The organism is Crossiella sp. CA-258035 (genome assembly GCF_030064675.1).
GTDB lineage: Bacteria > Actinomycetota > Actinomycetes > Mycobacteriales > Pseudonocardiaceae > Crossiella.
Window position 1 is genome coordinate 6,636,945 of record NZ_CP116413.1, and the last position, 22,291, is coordinate 6,659,235.

At 70.7% G+C, this 22,291-nt stretch carries 24 protein-coding genes; 11 read left to right on the forward strand and 13 right to left on the reverse strand.

What is annotated here, in order from left to right; genetic code table 11:
* The first annotated feature begins 15 nt into the window (after positions 1–15).
* Entirely contained in the window at positions 16–552 is a 537-nt protein-coding gene (locus tag N8J89_RS29815; RefSeq protein WP_283660323.1) for a hypothetical protein, read from the forward strand.
* A complete protein-coding gene (locus N8J89_RS29820; protein ID WP_283660324.1) occupies positions 549–1,214 on the forward strand; it encodes an endonuclease V in 666 nt (221 codons plus the stop codon). The genes N8J89_RS29815 and N8J89_RS29820 overlap by 4 nt, the downstream gene beginning before the upstream one ends.
* Here the strand turns inward: N8J89_RS29820 and N8J89_RS29825 are convergent.
* The 4 genes from N8J89_RS29825 to N8J89_RS29840 all read right to left on the reverse strand — a co-directional run bounded on the left by N8J89_RS29825 (position 1,211) and on the right by N8J89_RS29840 (position 3,872).
* Positions 1,211–1,927 (reverse strand): fibronectin type III domain-containing protein, encoded by a 717-nt coding sequence (locus N8J89_RS29825; protein WP_283660325.1) that lies wholly within the window; start codon positions 1,925–1,927, stop codon positions 1,211–1,213. The genes N8J89_RS29820 and N8J89_RS29825 overlap by 4 nt on opposite strands.
* A gap of 92 nt (positions 1,928–2,019) precedes the next feature.
* On the reverse strand, positions 2,020–2,622 hold the full coding sequence (locus N8J89_RS29830; protein WP_252483915.1) for a hypothetical protein: 603 nt from the start codon (positions 2,620–2,622) through the stop codon (positions 2,020–2,022).
* Between the two features lie 209 nt (positions 2,623–2,831).
* Complete coding sequence (locus N8J89_RS29835) at positions 2,832–3,242, reverse strand: WHG domain-containing protein (protein WP_283660326.1); 411 nt, start codon at positions 3,240–3,242, stop codon at positions 2,832–2,834.
* Positions 3,243–3,269: 27 nt separating this feature from the next.
* On the reverse strand, positions 3,270–3,872 hold the full coding sequence (locus N8J89_RS29840; protein WP_283660327.1) for a TetR/AcrR family transcriptional regulator: 603 nt from the start codon (positions 3,870–3,872) through the stop codon (positions 3,270–3,272).
* A 172-nt stretch (positions 3,873–4,044) separates the two neighbouring features.
* On the opposite strand from N8J89_RS29840, the gene N8J89_RS29845 reads away from it, so the two are divergent.
* From N8J89_RS29845 to N8J89_RS29855, 3 genes are all read left to right on the forward strand, one after another.
* Positions 4,045–5,277 carry a cytochrome P450 gene (locus tag N8J89_RS29845; protein WP_283660328.1) on the forward strand — a complete coding sequence of 411 codons (1,233 nt, stop codon included), beginning with the start codon at positions 4,045–4,047 and terminating at the stop codon, positions 5,275–5,277.
* 44 nt (positions 5,278–5,321) lie between these two features.
* Positions 5,322–5,516 carry a ferredoxin gene (locus N8J89_RS29850; protein ID WP_283660329.1) on the forward strand — a complete coding sequence of 65 codons (195 nt, stop codon included), beginning with the start codon at positions 5,322–5,324 and terminating at the stop codon, positions 5,514–5,516.
* A gap of 461 nt (positions 5,517–5,977) precedes the next feature.
* A complete protein-coding gene (locus tag N8J89_RS29855; protein ID WP_283660330.1) occupies positions 5,978–6,985 on the forward strand; it encodes a phosphatidylinositol-specific phospholipase C domain-containing protein in 1,008 nt (335 codons plus the stop codon).
* A 575-nt stretch (positions 6,986–7,560) separates the two neighbouring features.
* Here the strand turns inward: N8J89_RS29855 and N8J89_RS29860 are convergent.
* Entirely contained in the window at positions 7,561–8,484 is a 924-nt protein-coding gene (locus tag N8J89_RS29860; RefSeq protein WP_283660331.1) for a proteasome assembly chaperone family protein, read from the reverse strand.
* 356 nt (positions 8,485–8,840) lie between these two features.
* Here N8J89_RS29860 and N8J89_RS29865 point away from each other — a divergent pair, with 356 nt between their 5' ends.
* On the forward strand, positions 8,841–10,043 hold the full coding sequence (locus tag N8J89_RS29865) for an HNH endonuclease signature motif containing protein (protein WP_283660332.1): 1,203 nt from the start codon (positions 8,841–8,843) through the stop codon (positions 10,041–10,043).
* 241 nt (positions 10,044–10,284) lie between these two features.
* The gene (locus N8J89_RS29870) at positions 10,285–10,740 is read left to right on the forward strand and encodes a winged helix-turn-helix transcriptional regulator (RefSeq protein WP_283660333.1); all 456 of its coding nucleotides are present in this window, start codon (positions 10,285–10,287) and stop codon (positions 10,738–10,740) included.
* 223 nt (positions 10,741–10,963) lie between these two features.
* Here the strand turns inward: N8J89_RS29870 and N8J89_RS29875 are convergent, their stop codons facing one another.
* Positions 10,964–12,184 carry a beta-ketoacyl-[acyl-carrier-protein] synthase family protein gene (locus N8J89_RS29875; RefSeq protein ID WP_283660334.1) on the reverse strand — a complete coding sequence of 407 codons (1,221 nt, stop codon included), beginning with the start codon at positions 12,182–12,184 and terminating at the stop codon, positions 10,964–10,966.
* Positions 12,184–13,251 (reverse strand): epoxyqueuosine reductase, encoded by a 1,068-nt coding sequence (locus tag N8J89_RS29880; RefSeq protein ID WP_283660335.1) that lies wholly within the window; start codon positions 13,249–13,251, stop codon positions 12,184–12,186. Before N8J89_RS29880 ends, N8J89_RS29875 begins: the two co-directional genes overlap by 1 nt.
* A gap of 93 nt (positions 13,252–13,344) precedes the next feature.
* Here N8J89_RS29880 and N8J89_RS29885 point away from each other — a divergent pair, with 93 nt between their 5' ends.
* Positions 13,345–14,328 carry a helix-turn-helix transcriptional regulator gene (locus tag N8J89_RS29885; protein ID WP_283660336.1) on the forward strand — a complete coding sequence of 328 codons (984 nt, stop codon included), beginning with the start codon at positions 13,345–13,347 and terminating at the stop codon, positions 14,326–14,328.
* Between the two features lie 258 nt (positions 14,329–14,586).
* Here N8J89_RS29885 and N8J89_RS29890 read toward each other — a convergent pair whose 3' ends face one another.
* The 3 genes from N8J89_RS29890 to N8J89_RS29900 all read right to left on the reverse strand — a co-directional run bounded on the left by N8J89_RS29890 (position 14,587) and on the right by N8J89_RS29900 (position 17,806).
* The gene (locus N8J89_RS29890) at positions 14,587–14,892 is read right to left on the reverse strand and encodes a DUF3040 domain-containing protein (protein WP_283660337.1); all 306 of its coding nucleotides are present in this window, start codon (positions 14,890–14,892) and stop codon (positions 14,587–14,589) included.
* A 136-nt stretch (positions 14,893–15,028) separates the two neighbouring features.
* Positions 15,029–15,832 (reverse strand): HAD family hydrolase, encoded by an 804-nt coding sequence (locus N8J89_RS29895; RefSeq protein WP_283666281.1) that lies wholly within the window; start codon positions 15,830–15,832, stop codon positions 15,029–15,031.
* 93 nt (positions 15,833–15,925) lie between these two features.
* Positions 15,926–17,806: an ABC transporter ATP-binding protein gene (locus N8J89_RS29900; RefSeq protein WP_283660338.1), complete on the reverse strand. Its 1,881-nt coding sequence runs from the start codon at positions 17,804–17,806 to the stop codon at positions 15,926–15,928.
* 173 nt (positions 17,807–17,979) lie between these two features.
* Here N8J89_RS29900 and N8J89_RS29905 point away from each other — a divergent pair, with 173 nt between their 5' ends.
* Positions 17,980–18,345 (forward strand): DUF2203 domain-containing protein, encoded by a 366-nt coding sequence (locus N8J89_RS29905; RefSeq protein ID WP_283660339.1) that lies wholly within the window; start codon positions 17,980–17,982, stop codon positions 18,343–18,345.
* Here the strand turns inward: N8J89_RS29905 and N8J89_RS29910 are convergent, their stop codons facing one another.
* Entirely contained in the window at positions 18,346–18,567 is a 222-nt protein-coding gene (locus tag N8J89_RS29910) for a hypothetical protein (RefSeq protein ID WP_283660340.1), read from the reverse strand.
* A 144-nt stretch (positions 18,568–18,711) separates the two neighbouring features.
* Between N8J89_RS29910 and N8J89_RS29915 the strand changes: the two genes are divergently transcribed.
* Positions 18,712–19,209 carry an ATP-binding protein gene (locus tag N8J89_RS29915; RefSeq protein WP_283660341.1) on the forward strand — a complete coding sequence of 166 codons (498 nt, stop codon included), beginning with the start codon at positions 18,712–18,714 and terminating at the stop codon, positions 19,207–19,209.
* 47 nt (positions 19,210–19,256) lie between these two features.
* Here the strand turns inward: N8J89_RS29915 and N8J89_RS29920 are convergent, their stop codons facing one another.
* The gene (locus tag N8J89_RS29920) at positions 19,257–19,619 is read right to left on the reverse strand and encodes a hypothetical protein (protein WP_283660342.1); all 363 of its coding nucleotides are present in this window, start codon (positions 19,617–19,619) and stop codon (positions 19,257–19,259) included.
* On the opposite strand from N8J89_RS29920, the gene N8J89_RS29925 reads away from it, so the two are divergent.
* Entirely contained in the window at positions 19,609–19,761 is a 153-nt protein-coding gene (locus tag N8J89_RS29925) for a hypothetical protein (protein WP_283660343.1), read from the forward strand. The two genes, N8J89_RS29920 and N8J89_RS29925, sit on opposite strands and share 11 nt — an antisense overlap.
* 210 nt (positions 19,762–19,971) lie before the next feature.
* Here N8J89_RS29925 and N8J89_RS29930 read toward each other — a convergent pair whose 3' ends face one another.
* Complete coding sequence (locus tag N8J89_RS29930; protein ID WP_502868347.1) at positions 19,972–22,158, reverse strand: pectate lyase-like domain-containing protein; 2,187 nt, start codon at positions 22,156–22,158, stop codon at positions 19,972–19,974.
* Positions 22,159–22,291 lie beyond the last annotated feature (133 nt).

Here is a 22,291-nt window from a genome sequence, read left to right on the forward strand (position 1 = left end):
CGAAAATCCGCGGTGATGTCCGAGAACTTCGGCCGGTTGGCCATCTTCCTGGCTGTGATCGGCACGGCCGCGGCGGTCGTGTCCGCGTCCACCGATGTCTTCGGCTTGCTGAAGGACGATCCGGCGACGCAGGAGAGTCCCGCGCCCGCGCCCGTGGGGCAGCCCGGTAACAGCACCGCGCCGACCAGTCCGGTGGCGAAGGCGGAGCCCTGGCGGGGCAGCCTCGTGCTGGACGGCACCGGGCTCGACCTGGACACCACCCCGCCGATCCGCGACCCCAAGAGCTCCGCCGACTGGGACTTCTACTACGGCTCGCCGCTGCTGATCACCTTCGGCGCCGGTCGCAAGAACCTGGCCCGCTGGACCGGGAAGCACACCCCCAGCGAGAAGGAATGCGTTGATCTGCTGGCCGCCGAGTCGGTGGGCAATGCGCCGATCGCCCAGGGCCACCTCTACTGTGCCCGTTCCCGGCTCGGCCGCCTCGCCCTGCTGAAGATCACCGGCCGCAAGGGCGACGGTCAGGGCGCGGACATCACCCTGTGGGGTCCGTGACCGAGCATCCCTGGCCGGCCACGGCCGAGCAGGCCCGCGCGATCCAGCTCCGGCTGCGCGCCCAGGTCGACATCACCGGCCCCGGCCCACAGGCCCCGGCCACCGTCGCGGGCCTGGACGTCGCCTACGCCAAGGACGACCGCACCCTGGCCGCCGCCGTGGTCCTGCTCGACTTCGCCACCCACGAGGTCCTGGCCGAGTCCACCGCCACCGGCGTCCCGGCCTTCGACTACATCCCCGGCCTGTTCGCCTTCCGCGAGCTGCCCACCCTGCTCACCGCGCTGTCCAGTCTCCCGGCCACCCCTGACCTGCTCGTCGTCGACGGCCACGGCCTGGCCCACCCGCACCGCTTCGGCCTGGCCTGCCACCTGGGCGTGCTGACCGGCCTGCCGGTCTTCGGCGTCGGCAAGACCCGGCTCATCGGCACCGCCCCGGAACCCGGCCCGGACCGCGGCGACGCGACCGACCTGGTCGACGACGGCGAGGTGGTCGGGCGGGTGCTGCGCACGCAGCGCGGGGTGAAACCGGTGTACGTCTCCGCGGGACACCTGATCGACCTGGACACCGCCTGCGCGCACACGCTGGCGCTGACCCCGCGCTACCGGCTGCCGGAGACCACCCGCGCCGCCGACCAGGCCTGCCGCCGCGCGCTGTCCGCCTAGGACTTCCCGCGCCCGGTCCGCAGGTCCACGAGGTTGGAGGCGGGCCCGTAGTAGAACGCGCGCACCCGGTAGGTCGCGGTGCGCTCCTCCGGCAGGGTCACCAGGCCGAAGGAGTTGATGTTGGGGTCCAGCAGCGCCGCGGTCCCCCACTGCGCCGCGCCCGCCGCCTTGGACTCGATCGCGTAGTGGTCCTCGTCGGTGGCGTTGTCCCGCCAGGTGAACCGGATGCCCTGGCTGGTCATCACGGTCGCCTTGACCTCGGTCGGGGCCGAGGCGGAAGCGTTGGCGCGCAAGGACTGCGTGGCCGCGGGCGCGCCGGGCAGGGTCTGCGGCACGGCCCACTCGTGCGAGTCCTCCTCCGGCTTGTCCCCCGGTTTCGGCTCGGGCATGGTCACCGACTGCTCGGGCGAGGCGGCGCCGTAGTAGGGCCGGAGCCGGTAGTAGAACCGGGTTTCCGGGATCAGGTCGGCGTGCCGGTAGCTGGTCTCCTCCGGGGCCAGGAACTTCAGCACGGTGTAGTCGCCGTTGGGCTCGTGCGAGTACTCGATCACCCGCCCGGCCACCGGCGGCCCGGAGTTCGTCCAGCGCAGCGTGATGTCCACCGGAGTGTCCAACTGACCGGTGAGCTGACCGGCCGGGGACGCGGATTCCGTTGAAGCGCAAGCGCAGAGCAGCAGGGCGAGCGCGGGCAGCACGGCGCGGAGCTTGGTCACGGCGGGCCTCGAGACGTCGAAGGGCACGCGGTCGTCCCGGCGGGTGGCACCGGGACGACCGCGCGGGTCAGGGCTGGGGTGTCAGCGCGGGATCACTTGCGCCAGAAGCGGATTCCGCTCCACACCACGGTGGCCGGACCCTGACCGCTGCTGGTGCGGTAGGCGCCGAACTTGTCGTAGAACTGGCTGCCAGAGCTGGCGTAGCTGTGCCGCAGGGAACCGTTGATGTAGGTGCGGTGCTCGCTGCCGACCTGGTGCACGGTGTTGACCCGCACGGTCGCGCCGACGGTGGCCCCGGAGGCGATGGTGGCGCCGCCGTGCACCGCGTACATCCGCCCGCCGCGCTCCACCGCGAGCATGAAGAACGGTCCGGCGGTGGGACCTTCGCGGAAAGTCTGCTTCAGCGAGATCCGGGTGCCGCCCAGGCTCTGCACCCGGAAGGATCCCTCGAACTGGTAGGTGCCACCTCCGTAGGTGTCGTACCTGCGTTCCGCGCGCTGGTCCCCGCTCGCGGTGGAGCAGGTCAGGGTGAAGGTCAGGTTGTTCACCTGGCCGCAGCCGCGCTGCTGGACGTTGAAGCCAGGGGAACGGGAGGACCAGCCACCGCCCTCGACCTGGGCCTGCGCGGCAGGGGCGGTGAGCACAAGCCCACCCAGGACCGCGAGCACGGCAAGGACACGGCGTTTTCTCGGCATTCCAACCTCCAAGAAAAGGCGCGTCCGAACGACGAATACCGACGTTTGCAGGGGCCGGTATCAGAGTTCGAAAGCGCTTACCAGGTTGGCGGGGTGACGTCACATTAGGACACGGAACGTAGTCCGACAAGGCTTTCACATATGCGACCAGAATCCGGCGGCTCTCCCTTCCTCGACCCGGACCGGACTCGCCGACGGAGAAAAGGACCTCAGGCGTCGAACGCGCTCGGCACCACGCCGCGCTCGAACACCAGCGACATCAGCTCGGTGACGAACTCCGGCACGCTCGCCCCGTCGTAGAGGCCCCGGCTGGCCTGCGCCAGCACCACCCGGCCGAAGGCGCCGACCAGGATGACCTGGCAGGCCAGCTGTGGCGGGACCCGCAGCGGATGGCCGGTGGCGGCGCAAGCCTCCAGCGCCTCGATGACGATCAGGCCGACCTTCCCGCCGGGGCGGGTGGTCGCGCGGTCGCTCCAGGAGACGCCGACGCCCTTGGGGAAGCTCAGCAGCACGCGCTGGTGCGCCGGGTTGCCGGTGGCGAAGCACAGGTAGGCCCGCAAGATCGCGCCCAGCTTGCCCAGCGGGTCGCCCGGCTCCGCCTCGTCCCTGGCCCGCGCCACGGCTGCCCGGCGACCTCGTTCACGGTGTCAGTGGCCCTGCTGTTCCGGTAGCGGGACCGCGCCCGCGTGCAGCAGCTTGAGCGCGTCGCGGGTGATCTCGGGCAGTGGCCGGGTGCCGCCGCCGTCCACCCATTCCCGCAGCACGACCTCGATCAGTCCCATGGCGGTGGCCGCGGCCAGCGCGGCCACCAGGCGGACCGAGGGCCCGCCGATCCTGGCGGCGATCTCGGTGGCCAGCTCATCGCGCCAGCGCCAGGTCTGCTCGGCCAGCCTGGCCTGCAGCGAGTCGGTGTGCCTGGCCAGCGCGTACACCGCGACGACCCGGTCGGAGTCCTCGGCGACCACCCGCATCAGCCGGGCCAGCACCGCGTGCAGCGCCTCGGGCAGCGGGCGGTCCGCGGGCTGGGCGCGCATGACCTCGAGGGAGTCGGTGAGGTGCTCCTCGACGAAGCCCGCGATCAGCGACTCCTTGGTCGGGAAGTAGCGGTAGAGCGTGCGGGTGCCGACCTCGGCCGCGGCGGCGACCTGTTCGATCGTGGTCGCCTCGAAGCCCTGCGCCGCGAACAGCTCCAGCGCCTTGTCGGCGATCAGCAGCCGGGTGCGCTGCATCTTCACCTCGCGCAGCCCCATCGGCGCACCTCCTGACCAGCCCCTCTTCGCCCGGAGGCTAACAGCACGGACCGTGCCCGACAGGTGTTCGACACACGTGGCATAGTGGCAGCGTTGGCATAGTGGCAGTAACTGCCAGTTTTCTCCACATGCCCCGCCGCTCGACTCCCACCACCGAGAGGACTCCCCGGCCATGACCGAGACCGCCAGCGCCCCCGCCACCGCCGCCTTCCCCGACACCCGGCCCCCGGGCTGTCCGTTCGACCCCGCCGCGGAGTACCGGGAGCTGCGGGAGAGCGCCCCGGTGAGCAGGGTGAGCTGCCCGGTCGGCGTGGACGCGTGGCTGGTCACCCGGTACGAGGACGTGCGCAGCGTGCTGGCCGACCCCCGGCTGAACTCGCGGGCCGCCTCGCCGTCCAACCACGTCAACACCGAGGCCGACCTCGACGCCCCGGCCAACCCCGGCTCGATCCTGCACCACGACGGTCCCGAGCACTCCCGGCTGCGCAGGCTGCTGACCCCGGAGTTCACCGTCAAGCGCATCCAGGCGATGCGGCCCTACATCGCCGAGCTGGTGGACCAGCACCTCGACGCGATGCTCGAAGGCACGGAGGCCGACCTCTACCACGACTTCGGCCTGCCGATCCCGTCGCTGGTGATCTGCGAGCTGCTCGGCGTGCCCTACGCCGACCGGGAGATGTTCCAGGCGGCCAGCGGCGTGCTGCTCAAGGTCGACATCACCCAGGAGCAGCGGCTGGCGGCCAGTGGTCAGATCCAGGGCTACATGGCCCAGCTGGTCATGGCGAAGCTGGCCAACCCGACCGATGAGGACCTGCTCGGCAGGCTGATCCAGCGCGCCAACGCCTCCGGCACCCCGCTGACCGTGGAAGAGCTGGTCACCCTCGGCATCTCGCTGCTGATCGCCGGGCATGAGACCACCGCGAACATGATCGCGCTCAGCGCCGCCGCGCTGCTGCAGCACCCGGACCGGCTGGCCGAGCTGCGCGCCGACCCGTCGATCGCCCCCGCCGCGGTCGAGGAGATGCTGCGGTACCTGTCGGTGGTGCAGTTCGGCGTGTTCCGCCGGGTGGTGGAGGACCTGCCGGTGGGCAACGTGGTGTTCAAGGAGGGCGAGTTCGTCATCGCCGCGCTGTCCTCCGGCAACCGGCAGGAGTCGGTGTTCGACCGCCCCGACGAGATCGACTTCAGCCGCAACGCCAGCGCCCACCTGACCTTCGGCTACGGCGCCCACCAGTGCCTCGGCCAGCAGCTCGCCCGGGTGGAGCTGCAGGAAGTCTTCGCCAGGCTCTACACGAGGATCCCGACGCTGCGTCTGGGGATTCCCTTCGAGAAAATCGAGTTCAAGCACGACGCTCTCGTGTACGGCGTACGTTCGTTGCCGGTCACCTGGGACACCCAGGCCTGACCGGCCGGCGGCCGCGACCCACCACCGCACAACAGGAGTTGGAAATGCGCGTCAACATCGACGAAGAAGCCTGCGTCGGCGCCGGCCAGTGCGTGCTGGCCGCCGCCGAGGTGTTCGACCAGCGGGACGAGGACGGCGTGGTCGTGCTGCTCCAGGCGGAGCCGCCGGCCGAACTGGGTGAGGCGGTGCGCGAGGCCGCGGTGCTGTGCCCCGCGATGGCCATCCACGTCGAAGACTGAATTCCCCCGCGGGTCACATATCTGAACCGACCGGCGCGCGCAGGCAATTGCCGCGCCGGTCGGCGACCAATACCCGAGGCAATTTCGACCGCCTCCCCAGCGCTTCGCTCCTGGACGCGCCGACGACATTCCACCCATCCGGCCCTAGCCATTCGGCCACACCCATTAGGCCGTAGCCGTGCGACCCGTCAATCCACCGCGCCCGCCCCTACCGATCCGCCAGCCCTCGTCCCGGCCTGCTCCCCGGCCCCGGCCACCGCCAACCCGCTGCCCCGCTGCCGCCAATCCGCTGCCCCGCGGCCGCCGATCCGCCAGACCCCGGCCTGCGCCGTCCCCCGCCGCGGCGGAAACCGCCGCTCCCGGTGATCAACGCACCAGCCATCCAGCGGACATCCCGCGCACACCCGACCCGGCTAGTTTCTCCTCATCCGCCACCGGGTTTCGGTTTGAGGAGCACAACGATGCATCGCCCACTCGCTCGCGCGGCCACCGCCGTCGGCGCCGCCCTGCTGGCCCTGGCCGCCACCGCCACTCCCGCCCAGGCGAGCACCGCGACCGGGGCCACCACGGTCGGCGTGCACAACGCCTACATCCAGTCCACCTTCCCGTACCTGGTGGACGCCCTGGACACCGGCGCGGGCATGCTCGAGCTGGACGTCTGGACGAACTTCTTCGGCACCAGGGACTTCAAGGTCAGCCACGATCCCGGCAACAGCAACAACTGCGCCGCCGCGGACACTTACCAGCAGCTGCGCACCGGCGCCCGCGACCAGAACCTGGCCACCTGCCTGCGCAACATCCGCCTGTGGCACGAGACCCAGCCGAACCATCCCCTGGTCGTGCTCAAGCTGGAGATGAAGAACGGCTTCGACGGCCGCGGCGGCTTCGGCCCCGCGGAACTCGACCGCCTGATCGCCGACAACCTGGGCGCCGCCAACGTCTTCGGCCCTGCCCAGCTCAAGGGCGACCACCCCACCCTGGACGCCGCCGCCCAGTCCGGAGCCTGGCCTGCCCGCGCCGCCCTCACCGGCAAGTTCCTGCTCCTGGTCGAACGCGGCACCCTCGAGGCCGCGAACCCCTTCGACCGCTACCACACCGACGTGGAGTACGCCGACCGCCTGATCAACGCCAACAGCACCGGAACCCTGGCCACCACCATGGCCTTCCCGGCGATCAACGGCGCCGCGCCGTCTGACCCGCGCACCGGCGACCGCGCCGGCAACCGCGCGCCCTGGCTGGTCGCCTTCGACGGCGACGCCAGCGCCTACGCCGGTTATCCCGGCACGTACCTGGGCGGCAAGTACTTCGTCGTCATGACCGACGCCCACCGCGTGGCCCCGGCGATCGACGGCGTGAACCCACCGGTTCCCGACGCCCAGGCCCGGGTCCGCGACCTCTCTGCCAAGGGCGCCACCATCGTCTCCAGCGACTGGCGCGCCCCGGCAATCGTCGCCTACACCACCGGCTGACCCACATCGCCCGGACGGCTCCCGCCCACCACGGAGCCGCTCAGACAGCACGCCCGTCATCACGTCCGAGTCCGACATCGGACGTTGTCACCGCTTCGGCCCAATCGTAGGATGATTGGTGTCCGCACCAGCGGCCGTGGACGCTGTGCGGGCCGGCCCGCCGCCCTGGCCCGCACAGCCCGCGCCCGGGGTCCCGGACCGCAAGCCACACCAGCCTCGCTCACTGGCCACTACCCGCTTCTGCCCAAACGGATCGCGTATCAGCGACGCGAAGTGCGACGCCCACACCGCTAGCAGGCCGCCACGGGCACTGGCCAGCCGCCAGCGGAGCCGGTCCTCCCAGCTACGCCGATGGCGCCAGCTACCCAGCCGTCAGCACCAGCCGCCGACCACACCGGCCACACCGGACCTGCTCGCCGCACCGGTCCTGCTCGCTGCCCAGCCCTGCTGGGGCCGCCAACTGCGCTACCTCAGCTTGACCGGTCATCCCGGCCTGACCTTTCGTCCGGCCCGGCCGCCAGCGCGCCAACCCGTTGCCCCGCCTTGGCGGCCGAACAGTCGAGGCGAGCTCGTGTTCAGTTGTCCCGGGGGTCGGTGAAGCCCTGCTGCTCGGCCAGGAACCGCTCCACCTCAGCGCCCAGTTCCTCGGCGCTCGGCATGTCCTCGGCCGTCTCCAGCAGCAGGCTCTCCTTGCCCGCGGCTTCGGCGAACGCGTCGTACTGCCGCTCCAGTGCGCCCACCACCTGCGCGATCTCCTCCGACTCCACGACCTGCCGCTGAACCTCGGCGTCAGCCCGGCGCGCGGTCTCCCGCAACGAGTCCGCGGGCAGCACCAGCCCGGTGGTGCGCACCACGTGGTCGAGCAGGGTCATCGCGACCGCCGGATAGGTCGACTGCGCGAGGTAGTGCGGCACCTGCGCGGCGAACCCGACGGCGTCGTGACCGCTCTCGCCGAGGCGGAGCTCCAGCAACGCGCTCACGTTGCCGGGCACCTGCACCCGGTTGAAGAACGGCTGGTGTTCGGAGATCAGTTCCCGGCGCGTCGCGTGGGCCACCACGCCCAGCGGTCGCGTGTGCGGGACACCCATGGGAATCCCGTGGAAACCGACGGTCAGCCGGACGCCCCACCGTTCGATCAGGCTGCGCACAGCCTGGGTGAAAGCTTCCCACCGCACATCCGGCTCAGGCCCAGTGAGCAAGAGGAACGGGGTGCCGATGCCGTCGTGCAACAGATACACCACGAGCTCGGGTCCGGCAAAATCGGCCCACCGGTCCGTCGAGTAGGTCATCAGCGGCCGCCGCGAGCGGTAGTCGATCAGGCCGTCCACGTCGAACCGCGCGATCTCGCGGTGCTCGTAGTTCTCCAGCAGGTGCTCGACCAGCACCCGCCCGGCCGCTCCCGCGTCCATGAACCCGTCGAAGTGGTGCAGCAGTACCGCTCCGGTCAGGTCCGGGACATCGGAGTCCACCTCGTACAGGTTCTCCGGATTCAGCACCACAGCCTCCTGCTCGTCTTACCGCGCTTCTGTATCGAGAACGCCCGACCGGGTGACACCATTCCCGTCAGATCAATTTGACGCACCAGATGTCCAAGCGGTTATATGCCATACATGGCACCCAGAACCGCGGCGCCCCCGTCGCCAGCCCCCACCCGGCAGCCGCCCGCACCTCCGGACGCGGACGCCGGCCTCGCCTCCCGGCAGCACCGCCACACCTTCGAACACAGCCTCAAAAATCCCTCGCTTGTCAGCGTTTTTTCGTTACCTGACAACACAATTTACTGACCACCGGGCCACGAGTTTCACCCGTGGTGAACCTGCCAATCCCGCCCCATTCCGCACGCTAGGCTGATGCCATGTTCGAGCAGCTCGCCGTGCTCGACGCACCTCAGCCCCGGTCTGTTGACGCCACGATGGGCGCCCTCTCCGCTGATATGTCCACTTTGGACGACGACGCGTTGCTCGATCGTTTGCAGGACTGCCAACGGATCAAGGCTTTCGTCGAGTCGGTCGAGATGCAGACCCTGGCCAGGTTCGCCGAACACCGAACCCATGACAAGTACGGAATCCACGAGTTCGTCGAGGACGAGATCGCCGCGGCGCTGGGCTGGAGCCCGCGCGCGGCCGCGATCAGGCTGGCCACCGCCCTCGACCTCCGCCGCCTGCCCAGAACCCTGGACGCGTTGGCGGAAGGCCGGATCGACTACATGAAAGCCAAGGCGATCACCGAAGCCGTGGCGCCGCTCACCGGTGACCAGGCGGCCTCGGTCGAGGACCGGGTGCTGCCCGACGCGCGGTCCCGCAGCGTGGGCAGCCTGCGTTCGATGCTGCGCCGCGCGGTCATCCGCGCCGACCCCGGCGCCGCCCGCAAGAGAGAGGAGAAGGCAGCGGAGTCCCGGCAGCTGTCACTGTGGGCGGAGGAGGACGGCATGGCCGTGCTCTCGGTGAAGGCGCCGGCCCCGCAGACCCAGGCCGCCTTCTGCTACGTCGACAAGCTCGCCCGCACCGTGAAGGACGAGGAGCGGACACTCGACCAGACCCGCACCGACGTGGCGCTGGACCTGTTGTCCGCCAAGGCGAACGGCGGTTCGGTCAGCACCGAGATCCGGGTGACCGTGCCGATCACCACCCTGCTCGGCGACGACGAGCCAGCCGAACTGGCCGACCACGGTCCCATCACCGCCGAGATGGCCCGCGAACTGGCCATGGACGCCAACATCAAACGACTGCTCACCGGCCCGGACGGCTCGGTGATCGGCTATGACGCCCGGCGCTACAAACCGCCGACCTGGATGACCGAGCTGGTCAAGGCGCGCAACCCGCGTTGCACCTTCCCCGGTTGTCGTCGCAAGGCCCACGACTCGGACCTCGACCACACCATCCCGCACGAGAACGGAGGCCCCACCAGTCCTGACAACCTCGGTCCGCTGTGCCGTCACCACCACCGGCTCAAGCAGACCGCCGCCTGGCCCTGGCGGCTGAACCAGCATCCGGGTGGCCGCTTCACCTGGACCTCGCCCACCAACCGCGTCTACCACACCTCCCCGGAGCCGCGATGACCTGAACCGCAAGCCCCGCCTCGCCACCGGCCCGCGGCCCACGGAGTCGAGCGGCAGGGCGGATCGCCGACCACCGCGTGCCCCGCTCAGCACGCGGAGGCCACCGGGCACCTCACGCCGGCATGAGGTGCCGCCAGCACTGTCCACAAAGGAGAGTTCCGACCAACGGGAACAGAGCCCCGGGAGGTTCGCTGGAAGTCAGAGCATTGGGTATTCAAACGGTCTCGTCTACCGTGGGGATATGAGTTCGCCGCGCCCGTGTTCCATCGCCGCCACGCTGGCCGTGGTCGGTGAGAAGTACTCGCTGCTGGTGCTGCGTGAGGTGTTCTACGGGATGCGCCGGTTCGATGGCATGGTCCGGAACATCGGGGCACCGCGCGACATTCTCGCCGCCCGGCTGCGGAAGCTGGTCGATGCGGGTGTGCTGGAACGTGTCCAGTACAGCGAGCGGCCGCCGCGGTTCGAGTATCACGCCACGGAGGCGGGACTGGAGCTACGCGGAGTACTGCACCTGTTGCGGCAGTGGGGTGACCAGCACCTCATGGACGTCGCGCCGGTGACGTTCGAGCACAGCTGCGGTGCGGACCTGGAGACCGTGCCGACCTGCAGGTCCTGCGGCGCCGAACCGGCCGTTGGCGAACTACGCGCGAAGTTCGCCAGTCCGGAGTGGACGGCGCAGGGCCGGACGGTCGACTGAGTCGCTCGGCCGGGCGGCTGGCGTCTCCAACGCCCCGCACGCTGTGCTCGAACCGCTCCGCCGCACAAGAAGAAGCCAGCGCCGGCAGCGAGGCCAGGGCGAGTCGTGCCTGGGCCTGATCGTCGGCCCCGGATGTGCCCTGGGGCAGCCGGTTCAGGTCTAGCTGTCCGGCTGCCCAGGGCACGAGCCTCGGGGTGGCCCGGTTGGTTCGGGCCGTGGCTGGTCAGGGCTTGCGGAAGACCAATGCGGTGTTGTGGCCGCCAAAACCGAAGGAGTTCGACAATGCGGCGTTGATGGGCAGGTTGACCGGGGTGTCCCTGGTGACCTGGATCTGGAGATCGTCCTCCGGGTCCTCCAGGTTGCGGGTCGGCGGGGCCACGTCGTGGTGGATGGCCAGGACGGTGAACACCGCTTCCAGGGCGCCGGCCGCGCCGAGGAGGTGGCCGGTCATGGACTTGGTGGCCGAGACCAGGGGCTGGTCGCCGAAGACGTCGTAGATGGCCTTGGCCTCCAGCATGTCGCCGCCCGGGGTGCCGGTGGAGTGGGCGTTGACGTGGTGGATGTCCTTGGCGGACAAGCCCGCTTCGCGCAGGGCCGTCTCCATGGCGCGGATCTGGCCGTCGCCCTGGGGGTGCAGGCCGACCATGTCGTAGGCGTCGGAGGTGATGGCGGCGCCGGCGAAGGTGGCGTACGGGGTGCGGCCCCTGGCGGCGGCGACGTCGGCGCGTTCGATGACCAGGACGGCGGCGCCCTCGCCGAGGACGAAGCCGTCGCGGCCCTTGTCGTAGGGCCGGGAGGCGCGGTGCGGCTCGTCGTTGCGGGTGGACATGGCCTGGGCCTGGGCGAAACCCGCCATGGTCACCGAGCGGACGCAGGCCTCGGTGCCACCGGTGACCACGACGTCGGCGCGACCCAGCCGGATCAGGTCCAGGGCGTGGGCCAGGGCCTCGGCGCCGGTGGCGCAGGCGCTGGCCGGGCAGATGGCGCCGGCGCGGGCGTCCAGGTCGATGCTGACCGTGGCGGCAGCGCTGTTCGGCATGATCATCTGGACCATGCGCGGGGAGACCCGGCGGTAGCCGCGGCCGAGGAGCGCGTCGTAGTTGTCCAGCAGGGTGCCGACACCGCCGATGCCGGTGCCCAGGACGACCGCGACCCGGTTCGGGTCGACCGCGCCCTTCTCCAGGCCGGCGTCGGCCCACGCCTGGCGGGCGGCGACCAGGGCGGCCTGGGTGCACCGGTCCATCCGGCGGGCCTGCACGCGTTCGAGCTGACTGGCCGGGTCGACCGCCATCCGGGCGGCGAGCCGGGCGGGCAGTTCCCGCGCCCAGTCGTCGGTGAGCGTCTCGACCCCGGACTGGCCAGCCAGCAGCGCGGACCAGGTGTCGGCCGTGGTGCCGCCCAGGGGGCTCAACGTGCCGAGCCCGGTGATCACAACCTCGGTCATCAACCGTCCTTCTCTTCCTGCCGCGGCCTGGTGACGGGCAGTCCGTTGCCGACCACCTTCACCGGCTTGTGCGGGAACCGACGTCGGGCGTAGTCCCCGGCTGGTGAGCCGGGAGTGACGTAGAGCGTTTCCACCTTGTCCTGCAAGGGCTTCACCACGGTGTTCATGAAGTCCTTCCGATCGGCGAGGTAGGGCTCGAGTACATCCTCCCCTGCCGGGCAGACGGCCAGGCAGTAGGCCGCCTTGTAGTTGGGCTTGAAGGCCAGGCTCTGCCACATGGAAGCGCTCTCACCCGGGCTGACCCGGGCCCGGTACTCCTCGGCGTCGGCACTCTCCGCGATCGTCTCCACCCAGTCGGTGAAGCCACCCATGAACTCTCGGTAGTTGTGCGTGGCGCAGGCGCGGAAGTCGAACTCCCCGTTCTTGCCGATTGCCCCGACCGGGCAAGCCGCGACGCACAGCTTGCACTCCAGGCAGGGGTTGTAGTCCAGCTCAACCCCGTACGCGCTGACCTCGGCGTCCACCAGCAGGGTGGCCAGCAGGACGAAGCTGCCGAAGCGTGGGTGGATGACGTTGCGGTGGATGCCCATGGCACCCAGGCCCGCGGCCACCGCGACCGGCTTGTGCGCCACCACCCAGATCCGGCCGGGGTAGTTCTCCATCTCCATCGGGAAGGTGGCGGAGGGGTTGAGTGCGCGGTGCCCGGCGTCCTCCAGGGCGCGGACGATGGTGCGCGCGGCCTCGTTGATGATCTCGCCGGTGCGGTGGAACTCCTGGTTGGCGACGCTGCGCGCGGGTGAGCGGACGTTGTCCCGGTTCATCCGCACCACCAGCGAGACCAGGCTCCGAGTGCCGGGCAGGGCGTGCAGCGCGGGCTCGCGTTCACCGGTCAGGTCCGGATGGTCGAGGGGGACCACGCCCATGTCGTCGGCGCCCGCGGCCAGGCAGAGCTCGCGCAGCCAGGCCGCGTCGATGACCCGGGGTTCGCGGGGACCGGTCGCAGCCTGCCGCTCGCGGACCGCGCGGACCGACGGGTGGCCGGCCAGCCGGGCCGGAAGTCTTGCCATCACACGCTCCTGAGGTCAGATGGAAAAGCAAACTCACCATGTCATCCGGTGAGTTTGAAATCAAGACTTACTTGGTCGCGGCAGAATGGGACGGTGAAGGAGACCTCGGCGCGGCTGCTCCGGCTGCTGACCCTGCTGCAGATGCGACGCGAGTGGTCGGGTTCGGAGCTGGCCGAGCGGCTGGGCGTGACCGGTCGCACGGTGCGGCGGGACGTCGAGAAGCTGCGGGACCTGGACTACCCGGTCGAGTCGACCAAGGGCATCGCCGGTGGTTACCGGCTGGGCGCGGGGGCGGACCTGCCGCCGCTGCTGCTCGACGACGAGGAAGCGGTGGCGGTGGCGATCGGGCTGCGCACCGCGACCAACGGCAGCGTCGAGGGCATCGGCGAGGCTTCGCTGCGGGCGCTGGTGAAGCTGGAACAGGTGCTGCCGTCACGGTTGCGGCACCGGGTGGCGGCGTTGCAGATCTCGACCGTGCCGAGCCGGTCCTCGATGCCGACGGTGGCCGCGGACACGCTGACCGCGATCGCCGCGGCCTGCCGGGACCACCAGCGGCTGCGGTTCGACTACCGCAACCACGACGGCACCGAGAGCCTGCGCGAGACCGAGCCGCACCGCCTGGTCACCTGGGGCCGCCGCTGGTACCTGGTGGCCTGGGACGTGCACCGGTCGGACTGGCGGACCTTCCGGGTGGACCGGTTGCGGCCGAGGGTGCCGACCGGTCCCCGGTTCACCCCGCGCGAGCTGCCCACCGACGACGCGGGGGCGTTCGTGGCCGAGCGGGTGGCCCGGTTGTGGCAGTACCAGTCCACGGTGCGGCTGCCGGTGCCCGCGGACGCGTCGGAGGCGCAGAACTTCGCCGGAATCGGGCGGGTGGAGCCGGAGGGGCCGGAGAGCTGCCTGCTGCACGTGGGCGCGACGGATGTGCGGCAGCTGGCGTGGATGCTGGGGGCGATGGAGATCGAGTTCGAGGTGGTGGACGCGCCGGAGCTGGCCGCGAACCTGCTGGCGATGGCGGAGCGGTTGCAGCGAGCGGTGCCCGAGGCGGCGCGGGGGCAGGCGCGGGCGAGCGACTAGCGGCCGCGCGGGAAGGATGCGGGCGCGGCGGCCAGGGGCGGCGGGCAACGCGGGTGCGGTGGCTAGGCAGGCGGGCGAGGGCGGGCGCGCGGGGCTACGGGGGGCCAAGGGCGTTGCGGGTGAACGCTGGTGCGACGACTGGAGGCGGCCGGACGTGCGCGGGCGCGGCGGCGAGGGGCAGTGCGGTGGGAAGGCGGCGCGGGCGAAGGCGTGTGGCAGGCAGGGTGGTGGAGCGGGAGTTCAGCGGGGTGGGGTGGGTCAGCTCAGGCGACGGCGCTGGGCGCGGGTGGTCCAGTGGTGGGCTCGGCGGACGCGTTCGCGGTAGGCGGTGACGGCCCAGCCCAGGCCGAACAGGGCCACGAACAGCAGGGGCAGGGACAGGGTTGCCATGGCGATGAGGAAGGCCGTGGCGGCGAGGAGGCCGGTGGCGATGACCGGCCAGCGGCGGTCGTCGCTGGGCGGGGCTGGACGGCCGGCGCGCAGGCCCTCGGCGAAGACGGGGTCTTCGGCTTCCAGCTGGCTCGCCAGTTCCTCCAGCCGGCGGCGGTCACCCTGACTGAGCATGGCGGTCCTCCCGCTTGTGCGTCTGGTTTCCGCCGTGCGGGGCGGGCGCTGGGACGGCAGCGCAGGTACCGGATTTCCGCTACCGGGTCTGGTCAAACGCGGGGGTGGGGCTCGTCAGACGTGGGGGCGGGCCTTGTCAGATGCGGCGGCGGCCGGCCACAACGGCGGTGATCGCGGCGGCCAGGGCGCAGGTGGCCAGGATGGTGGGGAGGCCGATCTTGATCGCTTTGCGGCCGGTGCGGAAGTCGCGGATCTCCCAGCCTCTCGTGCGGGCGATCTCGCGCAGGCCGGAGTCGGGGTTGACCGCGATGGCGGTGCCCACCGCGGAGAGCATCGGCAGGTCGTTGTGCGAGTCGGAGTAGGCCACGCAGTTGGCCAGGTTCAGGCCCTCCCGCTCGGCCAGCACGCGCAGCGCGTCGGCCTTGGCCTGGCCGTGCATCAGGCCGCCGACGAGCCTGCCGGTGTAGACGCCGTTCTCGCGTTCGCCGACGGTGCCCAGCGCGCCGGTCAGGCCCAGGCGGCGGGCGATGATCTCGGCGAGCTCGACCGGGGCGGCGGTGACCAGCCAGACCCGTTGGCCCGCGGCCAGGTGCAGCTGGGCCAGGGAACGGGTGCCGGGCCAGACGCGGGAGGCGATGCGGGAGTCGAAGATCTCCTCGCACAGGGCGGCCAGCTCGTCGGTGCGGCGACCGGCGACGAAGGAGAGGAGCTGTTCTCGGCTGTCCTCGATGCCCTGGTGGTCTTCGCGGCCCAGCACCCGGAACTTGACCTGTTTCCAGGCGAAGCCCAGCAGGTCGGCGGTGCGGAAGAACTTGCGCTCGACCAGGCCGCGGGCCAGGTGGAAGATCGAGGCGCCCATGATCATGGTGTTGTCCACGTCGAAGAAGGCGGCCGCGGTGGGATCGGGGGCGGGCATCCGCTCGACCACCGTCTCGGTCATGCTGCCGACTTGCCGTCGCACCGACACCAGAACTCCTTTGTCCCCAACGTCCGCTCGCGGCGCCGCGTCCGGCGGCGCCGCGAGGCGTACAGGCTATCCAGCGATCACGGATTCCTTGCTGTCCGCGAACTGCGTGTTGTACAGCTCGGCGTAGCGGCCGCCCTTGGCCAGCAGCGCCTCGTGGGTGCCGCGCTCGACCACCTCGCCGTTCTCCACCACCAGGATCAGGTTCGCCGCCCTGATGGTGGACAGCCGGTGCGCGATGACCAGCGAGGTCCGGCCGGCCAGCGCCTCCACCAGCGCCTCCTGCACCGCGGCCTCCGAGCTGGAGTCCAGGTGCGCGGTGGCCTCGTCCAGGATCACCACGCGTGGCTGGGCCAGCAGCAGGCGGGCGATGGTCAGCCGCTGTCGCTCACCGCCGGAGAGCCGGTAGCCGCGCTCCCCCACCACGGTGTCCAGGCCATCCGGCAGCGAGGCCACCAGCTCGTCGAGGCGGGCGCGGCGCAGCGCGTCCCACAGGTCCTCATCGCTGGCGCCGGGCCGGGCCAGCCGCAGGTTCGCGCCGATGCTCTCGTGGAAGAGGTGGCCGTCCTGGGTGACCATGCCGACGGTGTCCCTGATCGCGTCGAAGGACAGGTCGCGCACGTCCACGCCGCCGAGCCGGATGCTGCCGGAGTCCGCGTCGTAGAGCCGCGGGGTCAGCGAGGCCAGGGTGGACTTGCCCGCGCCGGAGGAGCCGACCAAGGCGATCAGCTGACCGGGTTCGGCCCGGAAGGACACCCCGCGCAACACCTCCTCGCCGCCGCGACTGTCCAAAGTGGCCACTTCCTCCAGCGAGGCGAGGGAGACCTTGTCCGCGGCCGGGTAGCTGAAGCGGACGTCGTCGAACTCCACCGACACCGGACCCTCCGGCACCTCGCGGGCGTCCGGCTTCTCCTCGATCAGCGGCTTGAGGTCGAGCACCTCGAACACCCGGTCGAAGCTGACCAGCGCGGTCATCACGTCCAGCCGGGCCCCGGCCAGCGCGGTCAGCGGCGAGTACAGCCGGGTGATCAGCAGCGCCAGGGTGACCACGGTGCCGGCCTCCAGCTGGCCGGTCAGCGCGAAGTAGCCGCCGAGGCCGTAGACCAGGGCCAGGGCCAGCGCGGAGACCAGGCCCAGCGCGACCATGAACACCCACTGCCGCACCGCGGTGCGCACGCCGATGTCGCGCACCCGCTGGGCCCGCGCGCCGAACTCGGCCTCCTCGTCGGCCGGCCTGCCGAACAGCTTGATCAGGGTGGCGCCCGGCGCGGAGAACCGCTCGGTCATCTGGGTGGTCATCGCCGAGTTGAGGTTGGCCGACTCGCGTTCCATCCCGGCCAGCCGCCGCCCGACCCGCCGGGCCGGGATCACGAAGACCGGCAACAGGATCAGCGCGAGCAGGGTGACCTGCCAGGACAGGCTGACCATGACCGCCACGGCCAGCACCAGCGCGATGATGTTGGTGACCACGCCGGAGAGCGTGCTGGAGAAGGCGCGCTGGGCGGCGATCACGTCGTTGTTGAGGCGGCTGACCAGCGCGCCGGTGCGGGTGCGGGTGAAGAAGGCCACCGGCATCCGCTGCACGTGCGCGAACACCGACTCGCGCAGCCGCAGGATCAGGTCCTCGCCGACCCTGGAGGACTGCCAGCGCTCGGCCATGCTCAGCCCGGCCTCCACCACCGCGATCCCGGCGATGAGCACCGAGAGCCAGACCACGGTGTCCACCGGCTGCTTGTTCACGATCGCCTCGACCACCCAGCCCGCCAGCACCGGTGTGGCCACCGCGAGCACCGCGGCCAGCGCGCTGAGCACCAGCAGGACGGCCACCGCGCGGTACTGCGGCTTGGCGAAGCGGGCGATGCGGCGCAGGGTGGCACGGGTGACCGTGCGCCCTGACTTGTCCTGCATCGCGCTTTCCAGCGCCATCCAGGCGTTCATGTCGATGTCCATGGCTCCCCACAGTGTCCGGGCCGGGGCGGTGCGTGAGGTGATGGTTGCGCACACCCCCGACAAAGTCGGCGTGAACTTCTCGCCGTGGTCCTCGATGGACCGAAGTCGCTGATGAGGAGAGTGTGTTAGCTCTACGTAACTAGAGGTCAAGCGGCTGTGGCAGGCTGGTCCGCATGGGACTGTTCACCGTGGCCGAGGCCAGGGCCGAGCTGGCCGCGCTGCTGCCGGTGCTGACCGAGGTCGTCGCGCTGCGCGCCGATGCCGCCGAGCTGGCCGTGGCGGTGGCGCCGGGTGGCGAGCCGAGTCCGCTGGGCGGACTGCCGGAGTTCAAGGCGGCGCAGGCGCGGCTGGACGAGCTGATGACCCAGGTCCAGCAGACCGGGGCGGAGCTGAAGGGGTTCGCGCCGCTGCTGGTGGACTTCCCGGCCGAGCTGGACAACGTGCCAGTGCTGCTGTGCTGGCTGGAGGGCGACACCGAGCTGCTCTGGTACCACCGGCGGGATCTGGGGTTCGCCGGGCGGCGACGCCTGCCGGAGTAGCTAGTCGGCGCGGCGGCCGAACAGCGCGGTGCGGCCGTGCTTCTTGTGCACCGCCTGCTTGCTGACGCCCAGCGCCGCCGCCACCTCGGTCCAGGTCCGGCCCGCGACCCTGGCCCGGCGGACCAGCACGGCCTCCAGACGTTCCAGTTCGCGGCGCAGTTCCGCGGCGGCGGCGAGTCCCTCGATCGGGTCGTCCACGCCGGTCGCCCTGGTCAACGTCATCAACCGGTCCATCTCCACCTGGTCATCCTAGGTTGACACCCGGCAAGAAAGCGGATGCGGTATCACCGGATGTCTACAGCGTGTGGCAGGATCCCCTATTCGAGTGACACCCGAGGCTCCCGAAATGGCGGAAGAAGGAACCCGGTGACCCCACAGACTGCACAGGTCGACGACATCCAGCTAGTCGCGCTCCCCACCGCGGTGAACTGCGCCGACCTGTTCGCTCAGTTCACCCTGCGCGAGTGGTCCCTGCGGCCGCTGTTGGAGGAGGCCTCCACCGCGGCGGGCCAACTGGTGGCCGCGGTGGTGGAAAGCGCTGACCCGAAGCGGCCCGGCATGCTGACCGTGCGCCTGCGGGTCAGCGGGGACAGCCTGGTGATCGAGGTGGCCGACGGCCGCCCGGCCGAGGCGACCCCCGACATGGAGGGCCCGAACCTGGGCGTGGTGGCCCTGGACCGGGGCCGGATGCTGTGGTGCGAGCTGCCACTGCCGGGCGGGGTGACCGCCGAGGCGGTGCCGCTGCCGCGCCGGGAGCGCAGGCGCTCGCCCGAGGCCGAGCGGCTGGCCAACGACCCGCACGAGGTCGACCCCGAGGTGATGGAACGGCTCCTGACCGGGTTGAGCCGGGTCCAGCGCAACTGAACGACATCGGTCCGGCGGCGCGGTACGGGAGCTGGACGAGCGAACGCTCACAGCTCCCATTCCCACAGCCCCTCGGCGTTGACGACCTTCGTTGCGTCATCCGGCAGGTAGACCTCGATCGCCCCGGCGTAAGTCTTGCCGGGCAGCCAGTTCTCGTCGCCGAACCCGATCCGGTCCTTCGTCGGCGCGCACTCCCAGCCCGTTGATGGATTGATCTGGCCCGAGGTCACGCCTTGGCGACTGATCGCCTGGAATTGGGTGAACCAACTCGAGGGCAGGTTGTCTACCCGGTACTCGGTGCCGGTCCGCACCTCGATCCACAGCAGCCGACGCTGGGTGCCTTCCGGCGGCGAGTCGCCTGGGTGGCCCCTGCCGACGCACTTGGTGACCTTGGTGATGGTGAAGCGCATCGTGCAGTCGTCCGGGCCGCTGCTCGGGCAACCGACGGAAGCGGTGTCGCCGACACGCCGGGACACCGGTTTCGGAGGCGCGGAGGTGGTGGTGGCCGGTGACGAGTGGGTCGTGGTGGTGCTGGTGACCGGTGACGGTTGATCGGCCGGCGGCGAACCCGCGCACGCGGTCAACGTGCACAGGACCGCGGCTGGCAACAGCAGGCGACGAGTCATGTGGTGTACCTCCGATCAGCCAGTCGTCGCGGCGACAGTGCGGAGTGTTATCGGCCACGGCTTTCCGCGATCGGAATGTGATAGCGAACGGCCCGGGTCGCGAGGTGCGACCCGGACCGTTGCGGCTACTGGTGAGCTACGGGTAGCTCACCAGGTTCTGCACCACCTGTCCCGGCCCCGCGGTGCCGCCGGAGTTGTTGATGACGCGGTTGATGGTGCCCGCGCCGCCGCCCAGGGACACCGTGACCATGTGCCGGAAGCGGACGCCGGGGTGGTTGGGCACCTCGAAGGCCCGCTCGGCCACCACGCTGCGGTTGACGTTGAAGAAGCAGTAGCTGCCCAGCCCGTAGGCCTCGTGGCTGGTGACGTGGTTGCCCACCTTGTAGGCCGCGTAGCCCCTGGTGGAACCGTTCATCCAGGCCGCCTGGTTCGGCGGGTCGTAGGGCATCTCGTTCTGGTAGAAGAACGTCTTGCCGCCCTGGCCGTTCCAGATGGTCTGGTACTTCTGGTAGTGCTCGACGAACAGGCCGTACATGCTCACGTTGTCGCCGTTGACCACCAGGCCCACGTCCGCGGTGTTGGTGTGCCAGCCGATGCCGTCGCCGTGGTCGCCGCGCCAGAGCCACAGGTGGTCGCCGATCACGTTGCGGCTGTTGACCACCAGGCTGGTGGTGGCCTTGCCCGCGACCATGCCGCCGATCCGGATGAACACATCGTGCAGCGAGGTCGGGTTGGCCGCGTGGTTGCCGGTGGAGCCCTGCGGGCCGACCTCCATCAGCAGGTTGGAGTTGGTCGTGCCGGCGTCGATGAGCAGTCCGGCGATCTTCACGCCGGGCACGTCGGCCACGGTCAGTGCGGTGATCCCGTTGCCGGGCATCAGGGTGGCCAGGCCCATGCCCAGCACCACGGTGTCCGGGCGGGTGACCCGCAGGGTCTGGTCCAGACGGTAGATGCCGGGGGTGACGATCAGGTTCTTGCCCTCGGCCAGCGCCTGGTTCATCGCGGCGGCGCTGGTGCCGGGCTTGGCGATGAAGAAGGAGCTGATCGGCAGCGCCTGGCCGGGCTGGTTGCCGCTCTCCCAGGTGGTGCCCCTGGAGTTGTCGCGCAGCGTGGGCACGAAGACCTCGTAGGCCCCGGCGGCGTTGACCTGGAGGAAGGGCTTCTCCCGGATCTGCGGGGTGTGGTCGATCCTGGTGTAGGGCGGGTTCGGGAAGTTGCCGGCGGGGGCGTTGTTCGCCCCGACGAAGACCATGTTCCAGTTGGACCCGCTCCAGCTGCCCCAGTTGGTGTTGCGGGACAACCACTGCTGCTGGCTGCCTGAGCGCACCTGGCCGTCGATCTTGCTGTCGGCCATGAACCCGCCGCTGGACCAGCCGTTGTCGTCGAGCTGCAGGTCGCCGCGCACGTGCATGCGGCGGTACGGCGCGGCCTGGGAGACCGCCCAGCGGTCCATGCCACCGGTGGGGGTCACCGACAGGTTCTCCGCGGCCCGCCAGAAGTTGTGCGTGGCGTTGCCCTGGAACCAGTCCGCCTCCACGTGCACCGCGCCGCGGATGTTCACCTGGTCGGGGTGCCTGCCCAGGCCGAGGACCTGGGTGTAGTAGCCGACGTTGACGTCGACGTCGTAGGTGCCCGGCTTGAACAGCATGGCGTAGCGGTCCGGGCCGAACTGGGCCCGCTCCTGCCGCTGGAAGATCGTGTTCGCCCGGTTCTGGATGGTGGACTGCGGGGTGGACGGGTCGAAGACGAAGACGTTCGGGCCGAAGTCCGGGTCGCCGGGGCCGGGGTCGCCGCCGACGAGCACCAGGTCGAAGGACTGGTTGGGCGAGCCCTCGAAGCAGGTCCACTGCTGGAACTGGACACTGTCGGCCTGCGAGCCCTCGGTCAGGTCGAGGCACTTGCCGCTGTTGCGGTTGACCAGCCGGTGCGAGCCGTCGGCCTGCTGCACCGGCTGCCACTGCTGGTTCGCGCCGCCGCCGTAGGTCCACAGGTGGGTCAGGCCGCCGTCGGCGGTGGAGCTCTCCGCCACGTCGATGACCTGGGCGGCGTCGATGCGGCTGTTCAGCCGGAAGAAGCCGCCGCCGCTCTCCTGGAACTGCCACTGCTGGGCGGTGGTGTCGTTGCAGGTGTACTGCTGCACGGCGGTGCCGTTGACCGCGGCCGCGCCACGGGCGTCCACGCACTTGCCGCTGGCCTTGCTCACCACCTTGTACCAGGCGTTGGGCGTGACCGCCGCGCCGGCGGCCGGTGCGGACACCAGGGTCAGCGAACTCGCGGCGACCACCGCGGCTGTCGCCGCCGTCGCCATCCGTCTCCACGTCACAGGGCACTCCTCTGCCACGATGCAGGGACGCGACACCCAGGCAGAGCAAGCGTTTTCCCGGGCGTCACGCAGGGGGTGGCGGCGGTGAGTTTGTTGGCGGGCCGAACGTAATGACGGCCACGGCCACAAGTCA

Coding starts and splice junctions, on each gene's coding strand:
- N8J89_RS29900 (WP_283660338.1), bottom strand. CDS start 17,806: ATGGACATCGACATGAACGCCTGGATGGCGCTGGAAAGCGCGATGCAG.
- N8J89_RS29845 (WP_283660328.1), top strand. CDS start 4,045: ATGACCGAGACCGCCAGCGCCCCCGCCACCGCCGCCTTCCCCGACACC.
- N8J89_RS29870 (WP_283660333.1), top strand. CDS start 10,285: ATGAGTTCGCCGCGCCCGTGTTCCATCGCCGCCACGCTGGCCGTGGTC.
- N8J89_RS29905 (WP_283660339.1), top strand. CDS start 17,980: ATGGGACTGTTCACCGTGGCCGAGGCCAGGGCCGAGCTGGCCGCGCTG.
- N8J89_RS29850 (WP_283660329.1), top strand. CDS start 5,322: ATGCGCGTCAACATCGACGAAGAAGCCTGCGTCGGCGCCGGCCAGTGC.
- N8J89_RS29910 (WP_283660340.1), bottom strand. CDS start 18,567: ATGACGTTGACCAGGGCGACCGGCGTGGACGACCCGATCGAGGGACTC.
- N8J89_RS29815 (WP_283660323.1), top strand. CDS start 16: ATGTCCGAGAACTTCGGCCGGTTGGCCATCTTCCTGGCTGTGATCGGC.
- N8J89_RS29920 (WP_283660342.1), bottom strand. CDS start 19,619: ATGCGCTTCACCATCACCAAGGTCACCAAGTGCGTCGGCAGGGGCCAC.
- N8J89_RS29855 (WP_283660330.1), top strand. CDS start 5,978: ATGCATCGCCCACTCGCTCGCGCGGCCACCGCCGTCGGCGCCGCCCTG.
- N8J89_RS29895 (WP_283666281.1), bottom strand. CDS start 15,832: ATGACCGAGACGGTGGTCGAGCGGATGCCCGCCCCCGATCCCACCGCG.
- N8J89_RS29865 (WP_283660332.1), top strand. CDS start 8,841: ATGTTCGAGCAGCTCGCCGTGCTCGACGCACCTCAGCCCCGGTCTGTT.
- N8J89_RS29840 (WP_283660327.1), bottom strand. CDS start 3,872: ATGGGGCTGCGCGAGGTGAAGATGCAGCGCACCCGGCTGCTGATCGCC.
- N8J89_RS29875 (WP_283660334.1), bottom strand. CDS start 12,184: ATGACCGAGGTTGTGATCACCGGGCTCGGCACGTTGAGCCCCCTGGGC.
- N8J89_RS29880 (WP_283660335.1), bottom strand. CDS start 13,251: ATGGCAAGACTTCCGGCCCGGCTGGCCGGCCACCCGTCGGTCCGCGCG.
- N8J89_RS29830 (WP_252483915.1), bottom strand. CDS start 2,622: ATGCCGAGAAAACGCCGTGTCCTTGCCGTGCTCGCGGTCCTGGGTGGG.
- N8J89_RS29890 (WP_283660337.1), bottom strand. CDS start 14,892: ATGCTCAGTCAGGGTGACCGCCGCCGGCTGGAGGAACTGGCGAGCCAG.